The sequence below is a fragment of the Candidatus Anstonellales archaeon genome (assembly GCA_038869735.1).
GTDB lineage: Archaea > Micrarchaeota > Micrarchaeia > Anstonellales > CG1-02-47-40 > JAWCQO01.
The window spans coordinates 1-10,675 of sequence record JAWCQO010000013.1 but is presented as its reverse complement, the minus strand read 5'-3'; the positions used below and the strand labels follow the sequence as shown (position 1 = coordinate 10,675).

Here is a 10,675-nt window from a genome sequence, read left to right as displayed (position 1 = left end):
ATGGATAAAGAATATTACCAAGATTATGGATAAAGAATATTACCAAGAATCTTATTTACTCTTGCTTACTAATGCTTTTATCCTTTCGACTCCGCCAATTTCTTTTATAAAGTTATATACTTCGACATGAACATATTTTTTCCATGCCCGGTCTTTTGACATTAGACTCCTTATTTTTTTTGCTTCAAGAGAGTATCGCGAAAAAAATGGTATCTCTTTTATTTTAAAACCTGCATCAGAGAACAACCTAATAATTAAAGGCGTATTTGCATAAACGACATCAAAATGAGGGAGACAGGAGATTACATAGTGAACCCAGAGATAGTTACTTTGAAAGTCTGGAATTGGTACAAGTAGACACTTATTGCTTATTTGTTCAGCATCAAGAACCCGCAAAATCATCTCGATACGCTCCCCGGCTGTAAATGGGTTATCTAATTCATAGGCTCGTTGGGCGCTGCCGATAACTATATTAAGATGCCGGCAGCTATTGAGCGCATATTTTATAGCGTGTAGATGTCCAAGATGGAAAGGTTGGAATCTACCAACAAACAAACCCCTCATCATGAGTTTTGTATCCAATTAAATTTAAAAATCTCATAATCCTTTCTAAGTTTTCAAGGAGTGATTTTAAAAGAGGGTGATGTTGTGGATGTTATCTTATGGTTCTCCCAAATAAGAAAAGAAATGATTAATGAAGTAGGGGGAAAAGGAGCTAATCTTGGTGAGATGTTAAGCTTAGGTCTTCCAGTTCCAAACGGTTTTTGCGTTACAAGTAGTGCTTATTTTGAGTTCATACGCTACAACAGAATAGACGACGCAATAAAAGAGAATACTGAAAACTTGAATGTTCGTGATACGCGAGCTTTAAACGAAGCTTCTGAAATAATAAAGGGAAGGATACTTGCTGGAGAGATTCCACAGCGAATACGTGAAGAAGTTATAACTGCTTATAACTCATTAAGAAAAAATGGAGACGACGTTTATGTTGCTGTAAGAAGCTCTGCAACAGCTGAGGATTTACCTACTGCATCCTTTGCAGGGCAGCAAGCTTCTTTTCTAAATGTAATCGGTGGAGCTGAAGTGATGCAAGCTGTAAAAGAATGCTGGGCATCGCTGTTTGAAGCAAGAGCGATTTATTATAGACAAGAAAACGGTTTTGACCATTTGAGGGTAGGTCTCTGTGCAGTAGTTCAAGAGATGGTACAATCAGAAGTCGCGGGAGTTCTTTTTTCTGTTGACCCTATAACTGCTAGAAGGGATTGGATATCTATAGAAGCTGCTTATGGTCTTGGGGAGGTGGTGGTGTCGGGTGCAATTACCCCGGATAGATACATTGTAAGTAAAAAAGAGCGAAGGATAGTAGAAAAGAAGGTAGCTGTACAGGACTGGATGATTATCAAAAGAAATGGAAGGAATGAGCGAGTTGATGTTGAAGCTACAAAAAAAGCAGTGCAAAAATTAACTGATAAACAAATTTTAGAACTTGCTCAATTGGCCGTGATAATAGAGGATCACTACAAAAAGCCGCAGGATATCGAATGGGCTTATATGAATGATAAAGCTTATATCGTGCAATCAAGACCGATAACGACGCTTAAAGATATAATAGAAGAGGAGGAGGGAGTTACGAAGTCTGCGGCAGCTCCCTCTTCACTCCAAGAAGAAAGAAAGGATACGGGCGCTTTGAAGACAAAACTTACGGATGCAAAGATAATCGTAAGAGGACTTGGAGCTGCTCCGGGGATCGGAAAAGGAAATGTTAGACATGTTCCAACTCCCAAAGACATTGTAAAAATGAAGAATGGCGAAATTCTTGTAACAGAGATGACTACGCCTGACTTTGTGCCAGCTATGAAAAAGGCAAGTGCAATAATAACTGATACTGGCGGCATGACCTGCCATGCGGCAATAGTATCTAGAGAAATGGGGATTCCATGTATTGTAGGTAGCGGTAACGCAACAAAGGTTCTCAAAGAAGGGCAGTTTGTAACAGTTGATGCAAGCCACGGCATTGTCTATGACGGGGATGTCGACATCGAAGAAAGAAAAGCCGCTAAAAGAGGAGCAGAGGAGCAGTTCTCGGCTTCACATCAAATTGTTACGGGCACAAAAATTTATGTCAACCTTGCGGAAGCAGAATTGGCAGAAAAAGTTGCAAGTATGCCTTGTGACGGTGTTGGACTGTTGCGAGCAGAATTTATGATGGCAGAGATAGGGGAGCACCCAAAAAAGATGCTCAAAGAAGGACGCGGTGAGGAGTATATAAACAAACTTGCAGAGAAAATGAGAATTTTTGCTTCGGCGTTTTATCCAAGACCAGTTGTTTATAGGGCAAGTGACTTCAAAACAAATGAATATAGAAATCTAAAGGGCGGAGAGGAATTTGAGCCGGTTGAAGCAAACCCAATGATGGGTTACAGAGGATGTGCGCGATATATAAAAGAGCCCGAAGTATTCAAACTTGAGCTTTATGCACTTAAGAAGGTTAGGGACGAGTACGGCTTAAAAAATCTGTGGCTTATGATTCCATTTGTAAGGAGAATTGGTGAAATCCGGGCAATTCGTGATATGTTGCGAGAAGTCGGAATACACAGAACAAGAGATTTTAAGCTGTGGATTATGTGTGAAGTTCCATCTACAGTTTTATTGATAGATGACTTTTGCAAAGAGGGAATAGATGGAGTTTCCATCGGCTCAAACGATTTAACGCAATTAATACTTGGTCTTGACAGAGATAACGCTACGGTATCAGATATATTCGACGAGAGGAACCACGCAGTATTAAAGAGCATAGAGCACGTTATCAAAGTTTGCTCAAAACACGGAGTAACAAGCTCGCTCTGTGGTCAGGCTCCCTCCGTTTATCCAGAATTCGCTGAAAAGCTCATTGAATACGGGATTACCAGCATCTCAGTAAATCCTGATGCTCTTGAAATAGTAAGAAGAAATGTGGCTTCTGCAGAGAAAAAAATCATGCTACGGAGATTAGCCAAAATTGCTGAAGGAGTAGAGCATAAAAGTTCAGTAGAACACACTGATTAGATATAAATAATTAAGGTAATAAAGATAAAAACTAAAATGATCACTGTAGGATATTCTCATGAGGATTCTTCTTCAGTTTCCAGAGGGGCTTAAAAACAAAGCAAAGGGAGAAGCAGAAAAGCTTGAAAGAGAAGGGCATGAGGTTTTTATTTCTTCTGCTCGGTGTTTCGGAGCTTGTGACTTGGCCTTAGAGGAAGCCAGAACGCTTAAAGTTGATTTGTTAAGGCATTATGGACATGCCGAATTTCAGAAAGTGAAGGGAGAGGCGTTCAGAATTGAATATGTTCCCTATCCACTTGATGTGAAATTAACTGTTATAAAGAAAGGATTAAAGGTACTCTCTCAGTATAAGAGTATCGGTCTTTTAACCACGGTCCAGCATGTTCATCTTATCCCCGAAATTAGGTATATTCTTGAATCAGCTGGGCACAGAATAATTGTTGAAAAAGGAGGTCCACATACTCGATATCCTGGTCAGGTTTTGGGCTGCGACACTCTTGCAGCAACCAAAGCTGCAAAAAAAGCTGATTGCCTCTTATATTTTGGGGGAGGATTCTTTCATCCTCTCGGGATAGATAAACATATCCCAACCTTTATTTTTGATCCTTTTTCTGGTTTAATAAAAAGGTTGGATGACGAACTAGACAAAATTCAGAAAAGGAGGAGAGGGATGATTCTTGCGTGTGCAAGCCAGACAGTCAAAACTTTTGGGATTCTTGTTTCAACTAAAAATGGACAGTTCAACCTTGAAGTGGCGGTGAGAATTAAAAAAATCTTGGAGCGCAAGAAAAGGAAAGGGTATATTTTAGTTTCCAACTTTATCGATCCAGAAGCATTACAGGATTTCAATTTTTTTGACGCATATATTAATACAGCGTGCCCTCGAATTCCAGATGATTATGAAAGATACGGAAAACCCATTATAGATGTTTCTGATTTTTGGATGTTGGAAAAACTGCTCTGATACTGATAATGAGGACTAGAATAAAAAATAGACGATGGGCAGGCTCTGCACGACATTCAACGAACCCCAAAACCTCTATATCGCAAAAAAGTTTAATGACACTTGGGTCGAATGCTGGAAATAATCGGTTTCTTACCTCATGCAAGAAGCTATCCCTTTAATTCAGCTTCAAAATTGCTGGTGTATTTTGCATAATTTCCGGATTTTATAAATTCGAAAAAATGTGGAAAATCTTGTGGAGGGGGTAACTTGAAATGATACTTGAATCTTTTTTGTTTCTTATTTAATTGATCGAAATGCGCCGTGGCGTATTTTAGTTTGGTTTATGTAACAAATCCTATATCATCATCTTGATTATAGTCTTTTGTTGTAAAGGTCGATACCTATTCTTTTTGGTATACAAACAATCAATCGTTTCTTTTTCATCATAGACAGAAAGCAAAAGCGAAAGCTTTAAATAGTCCTTTTACATAAGTGTTAATACCATATTAACATAATGTAACGGGGGGTGACGTATATGGACCCTTTCTTTAGAAGAAGAAGATTTGGCATATTCGGAGGAGATTTTGATGACATTTTTGAACGAATACAAGACGAAATGAGGAGAATGATGGAGGAGTCACTACGTCTATCTGAGCTTGATGAAAAGGAAATTGAACGATTGGCAAGAATGCCAAATACAAAGGTCTATGGATTTTCTGTAAGGATAGGTAGTGATGGAAAGCCAATAGTGAGGGAATTTGGAAACTGGAAACCAGGGATTGAAATGAAGGGGTTAAAGGCACTTGAAGAAGGCGAGCGTTCCCCACTTGTTGATGTCATTGATGACAAAGGCGAAATAGTTGTCATAGCTGAAGTACCAGGGGTAGAAAAAAAAGAGATAAATCTTCATGCTACAGAAACCGAGCTTGAGATAAATGTTGAAAATCCTGAAAGGAAGTATTACAGAAAGGTCGACCTTCCAAAGGAAGTAATTCCGGAATCGTCGAAAGCAACTTATAAAAATGGAGTTTTGGAGGTAAGGCTTAAAAAGAAGAAAATGGAAGATAAGAAGGTTGGTAAACCTATCAAAATAGAATAAATGGGGTGAAAAAATGAAGGAAAAGAAGAAGAAGTCTTCATGCGGTTGTTGTTGACAGCTAGTAGGTTATCTGACGACTTTTTTCAAACAAGTCTTCTAAAATTTTCTCTTCAGTCGTCGACTTCTTCTTTTTAGTATTTTTCTTTTTCGATTTCCTTTCTTTTTTTGGACTCATATAAGAAATTCTGTCTAGAGATGGTAGATCTTTTGGTTTTCGTTTTTTTCTTTTTATTGTCAAAGAATCACCCCATTTAACTGGACACAATGGTGCCATTGTGCCGTTTTCCTTGAATAGCCTTTGAAACGTCACTAAGGTTTTTACCCGAAACAAAATGGGTCTCAATCTTACTTCTTGCAATTATTTTGCATCCTAAAATGTCGAATACAAAGTGTCCTCCTGCAAGTCTTAAATCTTCCTTATTAGAAAGGAGAAGTAGCTCCTCAAATTTCATATAACGATACTTTCGTGCATCATGAAATTTAGAAGGATTTCTATCGTATATTCCATCTATATTGCTTATGTTTACTAAGCGACGTGCGTGGAGACACTCTGCTAAGAGCGCTGCATCAGCATCGGTAGTAATGCCAGGAATTGTACCGCCCATAACAACTATTTTATATTTCTTCGAGGCTCTTTTTGCCTCATCAAAAGTACTACATACCTTTGAATATGCTTGACGCTTTAATGATTTGATTAACAGATTTGCATTAATTTTTGTTGCTTTTATTGCGGCTAAATCGGCTTCAAATTCACCTTTTCCTTTTTTTCTTTCTCTTTCTGCGTATTGACGAGCAAGCCTTCCGCCTCCGACTACAACACCAAAGGAATAATCTAACGTTTCAAGTAATCTGCTAATTTTGTTAATGTAAGAAAAATCAGGTTTTCCAGGATTTACTAAGCTCCCGCCTAATGAAATAACGACAGTGTTTTTTCTCATTAGAAAAAATTTAGAACAAATTATTTATAAGCCATTCTCCAAAATTCATCTATGGCAAAAATTGATATCGGGATAGAGAAAATAGTAAAAAGGCTATCAAAACTTGAAAAGACCCAAGATAAGATTATACCCCGTATTCGAGAGATAGTAAGATTTTGCTCAAATGCAATAAAATTAATGCATGGAGGCAAAATAAGCCAAGCGAAAAAGATGGTAGATAAAGCGAAAAAAATTTTGTCTAATGTAAAGAAAGAGGAAAAACTTTCGTATATGTTCTTACAAGCTGAGCAAGAAGTTGTAGAAGCAAGCATTCTTCTTTCAATAATAGAAAATAAGTCTATCCCTAAAGCAGAAGAACTGGGTGTCGAAGATTCTTCTTATCTTACAGGCATATGCGACTGTGTAGGAGAATTGAGACGACAAATGCTTGAGCAGTTAAAGAAGGGAAGAAAAAAGGAAGCTCTTAGATATTTTGAAGTAATGGATGCAATCGCCGATGAGTTAGTAGCGATTCGCTTTTCTGACTCGCTTGTACGAGGTTTTAGGCAAAAACAAGATATAGTAAGAAGTCAGCTAGAACGTGCCAGAAGCGAAATACTACATACAAGAGGTAAATAAGATGAAAATTGAAGGTCTTTTGCTAATCCTTATTTTGATTGGTGGCTGTATACAAAATACAGAGAAAGAAAGCCCTTCAAATCAAGATGGAGAGACCCTGCCTTACAGAATAAAATTTGAGGGTAAGAATATAGTTTATGGGCAAACGAATAGCAAAATAGAGGAAGACGATAAAGAAGGGTTTATCCCAACGATAAATGCTACTTCGATGGAAATTGATAAAGGAGATATAACAAAACTCTCTTCTCAGTATAAAGAGTTTGGAAAAAACTTTCAATTTTCAAAAAACGAAAACCAACAAACCTATGTTTACGTTTTTGATGTTGGCTATGGAGAGTCAATACTTATTAAAAAAGGTGATTTTGAGATTCTTTTTGATGCGGGTAGAAATGAAACTTCCAAAAAACTTGTTTCGGAGCTCCAACGATTAGGGATAAACAAAATTGAAGCCCTAGTTATTACCTCTGATGATGAAAAACGTTTTGGGGGATCTAGGAGTCTTTTTGAGAATTTTCCAATAAGCGAGATTTGGACAAATGGAGATGAGTTAGGTGGAACGGATTTTCAAGAAGTGAGTCAATATGCGGCAGCATACGGGGTCCCCATAAGGCATCCTGAAGAAGGCGACGAAGTGGAATTTAATGGTATGGTCTTTAGATTTTTGAATCCTCAAAAGGATAGATTTACACAAAACAAAGACGCAAATAGTATAGTAGTAAAAATAACTGACAGACAATTTTGTCTGCTCCTAACGTCAAACATAGAGAGGGGAATTGAAAATAAGTTGGTAGGTAGCGGTGGATTGAGATGCGAAGTATTAAAGATTGCTAAATATGGCTCAGCTAGTAGCACTGACCTCACGTTTCTAGTAGCAGTTGAACCTAAGGATGCATTACTAAGCGTGGGTCCAAACAAAGATGGGTATCCTAATCCAACTAGCATCGAAAAAATGAAAGTCCTAAATATAAAGCTGTATCGCACAGATTTAGATGGTAATATTATCATACAGAGCAACGGAACAACCTATCAAATAAGAACTGAAAAGAGAGGTTAATATTTTGTCTTTAATCATTTTTTATTTTAATGCTGTTTTTTATTTGAAGACCAACGACCTTTGAACCTTCATCTGTCATCGAGACTCCAATAGCCATATCGGCGGCAGTCAACATTGCATCGTTATGGGTGACTACAATAAATTGTGTTTTATCAGCCATTTTCGATACAAGTATTGAAAGCTTTTTTGAGTTTTCTTTGTCGAGGGCAGCATCTACTTCGTCTAAAACATAGAAAGGTGCCGGTCTATAGAGCTGAATCGCAAACAAGAAGACAATTGCCATAAGTGATTTTTCGCCTCCGGACATAGATTCAATATTTTTTTCGTGCTTCCCCTCACGTACTTTTATGGCAAGTCCACCCAAAAATGGGTCAGTCGGATTTTCAAGGACAAGCATGGCTTCCTCATCCTTGAACATATTGGCGTAGAGTCTCTTGAAGTTGTCAGCAATTGCCGTAAATGTTTCCATGAAGACAGCATATTTTCTTTTTTCTATCTCAGAGATCATTTGCAAAACTGCAGAACGTTCATCTGAAAGCTTTGAAAGTTTTTCTTTAATTTCAAGCACATCTTTTCTTTTTTCTTCATAGATATGCGGTGCCTTTAAATTCACGCTGCCAAGTCTAGAAAGAGTTTCTTCACTTTCTCTAATTAGCTCGAGGAGTTTTTCTTTTGGAGCATCCACTTTTTCAAATTCTTTATATTCTTCAAATTCACTTTTTAGATCAATAAGTTTGGTCTCTATCATTGCTTTCTTTATTTTTAATTCCTCGATTTTCTTTGAAGCTGTCTCTGATGAATGTTGGAATTTTCCTTTTTCAATAGCTAAAGCTGAGATTTGAGTCTCAAGTTCTTTTGATGTCTCAAACCACTTTTGTATTCGCTTGCTGGCTTCACGCAGTTCCTCCTCTTTTGCAGTTATAAAGTCCTTATACTCGGCACATTGTTTCTGTAGGTTAATAATTTCTGACTTTTGGAGTTTTAGGTCATCTCTTTTCCTTTTCTCCTCTTCGGTTGCTTCATGCAGGTGCGAGCGATATAAGGCTAATTCGTTTTCAAAACCCTTTATCCCTTCTAATAATGCCGAATGATTAGCTATGAGCTCATTTAGTCTATTTTGTTCTTGGATCTTTAGTTCTTCTGTTTTTTTCTCTTCTTCAACCATTTTTTCTTTTATTGAACGGAGTCTGGACTCTAGAACTTTCATCTGTTCGTCTAACTTTAACATTTGTGATTTTTTTTGTTCTATAAGTGCTAGGATTTCCTGAACTCTTTTCTTTGTCTGTTCCAAATCTTTTTGAGACTGGTGGAGGCTTTTTATCCTAACAGATAGGTTGTCGAGTTTTACCTCAATTCCTTTTAATTCAACCTCCAGAGCAGCCTTTTCTTTCCTTTTTCGCCCCATCTCTTCTCTTGTGGAGTATAGAGTCGAATAGAGTGCCTCTCTTTTTTCTTTTATTTTTAGTATCTCACTTTCAATTTTTTCAAGTTGCGCACGGGCAGTTGCTATCCCACTAAAGCTTCCTCCGGTTATTACACCTGACCTCTCTATGAGTTCGCCTTCTATTGTAACTATTCGTGCTTTTTGCAGACCTATCTTTTTTGCTTGTTCGATTGAATTGACAAGTATCGTGTCTGAAAAAACATAGTTCATGACTGGCTCTAAATATCGCTCATATTTTACAAACTCCGAGAGATAGCCAAGTGAATATTGGGATTTTGCTATTTTTTCGGTTTCTTGACTCAGTGGGGTTACCTTTCTATCAAGTGGTATAAAGGTGCATCTCCCTCCCTTTTGTTTTTTTAGTATTGAGATAATTTGAGAGGCTACATCTATGTTCTCAACTACTACGTAGTTCAACCTCTGTCCACATGCCGCTTCAATTGCGACGGCATATTCTTGGTCAAATGAGATGAGCTCTGAGACGGTTCCATATATTCCACTAATCTTTCCTTTGAGTTGAGATACAACAGCAAGCGCATGATTCTGCTCCCCTCCACCTCTAACCTGAGTGCGGAGAGTCGCTGCTTTTTCTCCAAGTTCAAGCCTACTTTTGTCGAGCTGGGGGATTTCTTTATTTATTTCTTTTTCTTTTTCGAATAATGCGTCAATCTCTTTTTCTAATGATTGAATTTCTGATAAAAGTGCTGATTTTTTTGATGTTAAATCTTTTTCTTCGTTAATACCGATCTCACTCACCATGACCTCAAGTTTTTTTTGTTTTTCTTCAAGAAGAAGTAACGTTTCCTGAATTGATGATATCTCTCCTTCCAACTTGGCTCTTTTCTGAAGATGAAGCGACAACTCCGTGGAAACTCGCTCAGCTTCATTCGTTTGAGGTATATCTCTTTTGGAGAGTAGACCGCTTTCTTTAAGTCTGTTTATTTCGATTTCGTTTAGTGCGGCTTCTTGTTGAGAAGCAGCTATTTTTGTTTCCAAATGTAATATTTTATTTGAATATTCGTTCTTCCTTGCATCTAGTTTTTTAAGCTCATCTTCTAATCCCTTCAATACCCTATTCTTTTCATTGATGGTTGCTTCTGCAGCTTTTATTTTTGATTTAAAATCTTCTATCTCTTTTATGGTACCTTCACGCTCGCCTCGCTTGTTTATCTTATTTATAAGTTCTCCTCGTTCTTCTGAAAGTTGTTTTATTTTTTCATCTAGTTGCCGTATATGCGACTCTGCATCCTTTTTTGACGCTTCTATTTGCTCTAAATCATGAAGTATTTTGCTATGTTCTCCTTCAATTTTGTTAAGTTCCAAACAAAGAAGAGAAGCTTTTGAATTCTTTAGTCTATTGGTCGCATCAATATATAGGAGGGCGTCATTCTTTTCTTTTTCAAGTTCGGATAATACACCTTCCCTCTCCGCTAAAACTATTTTTGTTTCATTTATTTTTGATTCAACATGTCCAAGCTCAGTAAGTGCCTCTTCTTTCTTTCGCTCAAATTCCATTACCCCAGAAACAGAG

General features: G+C 37.5%; 9 protein-coding genes. 5 read left to right on the top strand and 4 right to left on the bottom strand.

All coding sequences use genetic code 11. The features are described 5' to 3' along the window. Positions 1 to 51: 51 nt before the first annotated feature. Positions 52 to 567, bottom strand: coding sequence for a nicotinamide-nucleotide adenylyltransferase (locus tag QXF67_04490; GenBank protein MEM3060760.1), 516 nt, complete (start codon positions 565 to 567; stop codon positions 52 to 54). Between the two features lie 57 nt (positions 568 to 624). Here QXF67_04490 and ppsA point away from each other — a divergent pair, with 57 nt between their 5' ends. From ppsA to hsp20, 3 genes are all read left to right on the top strand, one after another. Then, the gene (gene ppsA / locus QXF67_04485; protein ID MEM3060759.1) at positions 625 to 3,045 is read left to right on the top strand and encodes a phosphoenolpyruvate synthase; all 2,421 of its coding nucleotides are present in this window, start codon (positions 625 to 627) and stop codon (positions 3,043 to 3,045) included. Positions 3,046 to 3,103: 58 nt separating this feature from the next. After that, positions 3,104 to 4,009: a diphthamide biosynthesis enzyme Dph2 gene (dph2, locus tag QXF67_04480; protein MEM3060758.1), complete on the top strand. Its 906-nt coding sequence runs from the start codon at positions 3,104 to 3,106 to the stop codon at positions 4,007 to 4,009. A 517-nt stretch (positions 4,010 to 4,526) separates the two neighbouring features. Continuing rightward, the gene (gene hsp20 / locus QXF67_04475; protein ID MEM3060757.1) at positions 4,527 to 5,090 is read left to right on the top strand and encodes an archaeal heat shock protein Hsp20; all 564 of its coding nucleotides are present in this window, start codon (positions 4,527 to 4,529) and stop codon (positions 5,088 to 5,090) included. A gap of 58 nt (positions 5,091 to 5,148) precedes the next feature. Here the strand turns inward: hsp20 and QXF67_04470 are convergent, their stop codons facing one another. Beyond that, the gene (locus QXF67_04470; GenBank protein MEM3060756.1) at positions 5,149 to 5,328 is read right to left on the bottom strand and encodes a hypothetical protein; all 180 of its coding nucleotides are present in this window, start codon (positions 5,326 to 5,328) and stop codon (positions 5,149 to 5,151) included. Positions 5,329 to 5,341: 13 nt separating this feature from the next. Next, positions 5,342 to 6,028: a UMP kinase gene (pyrH, locus tag QXF67_04465; GenBank protein ID MEM3060755.1), complete on the bottom strand. Its 687-nt coding sequence runs from the start codon at positions 6,026 to 6,028 to the stop codon at positions 5,342 to 5,344. A gap of 51 nt (positions 6,029 to 6,079) precedes the next feature. Here pyrH and QXF67_04460 point away from each other — a divergent pair, with 51 nt between their 5' ends. Beyond that, complete coding sequence (locus QXF67_04460; GenBank protein ID MEM3060754.1) at positions 6,080 to 6,646, top strand: hypothetical protein; 567 nt, start codon at positions 6,080 to 6,082, stop codon at positions 6,644 to 6,646. Between the two features lies 1 nt (position 6,647). Beyond that, a complete protein-coding gene (locus tag QXF67_04455; protein ID MEM3060753.1) occupies positions 6,648 to 7,700 on the top strand; it encodes a hypothetical protein in 1,053 nt (350 codons plus the stop codon). Positions 7,701 to 7,710: 10 nt separating this feature from the next. Here QXF67_04455 and QXF67_04450 read toward each other — a convergent pair. Beyond that, the coding region (locus QXF67_04450) for a hypothetical protein (GenBank protein ID MEM3060752.1) at positions 7,711 to 10,675 on the bottom strand (2,965 nt) is incomplete at its 5' end.

Coding starts and splice junctions, on each gene's coding strand:
- dph2 (MEM3060758.1), top strand. CDS start 3,104: ATGAGGATTCTTCTTCAGTTTCCAGAGGGGCTTAAAAACAAAGCAAAG.
- pyrH (MEM3060755.1), bottom strand. CDS start 6,028: ATGAGAAAAAACACTGTCGTTATTTCATTAGGCGGGAGCTTAGTAAAT.
- QXF67_04455 (MEM3060753.1), top strand. CDS start 6,648: ATGAAAATTGAAGGTCTTTTGCTAATCCTTATTTTGATTGGTGGCTGT.
- QXF67_04460 (MEM3060754.1), top strand. CDS start 6,080: ATGGCAAAAATTGATATCGGGATAGAGAAAATAGTAAAAAGGCTATCA.
- hsp20 (MEM3060757.1), top strand. CDS start 4,527: ATGGACCCTTTCTTTAGAAGAAGAAGATTTGGCATATTCGGAGGAGAT.
- QXF67_04490 (MEM3060760.1), bottom strand. CDS start 567: ATGATGAGGGGTTTGTTTGTTGGTAGATTCCAACCTTTCCATCTTGGA.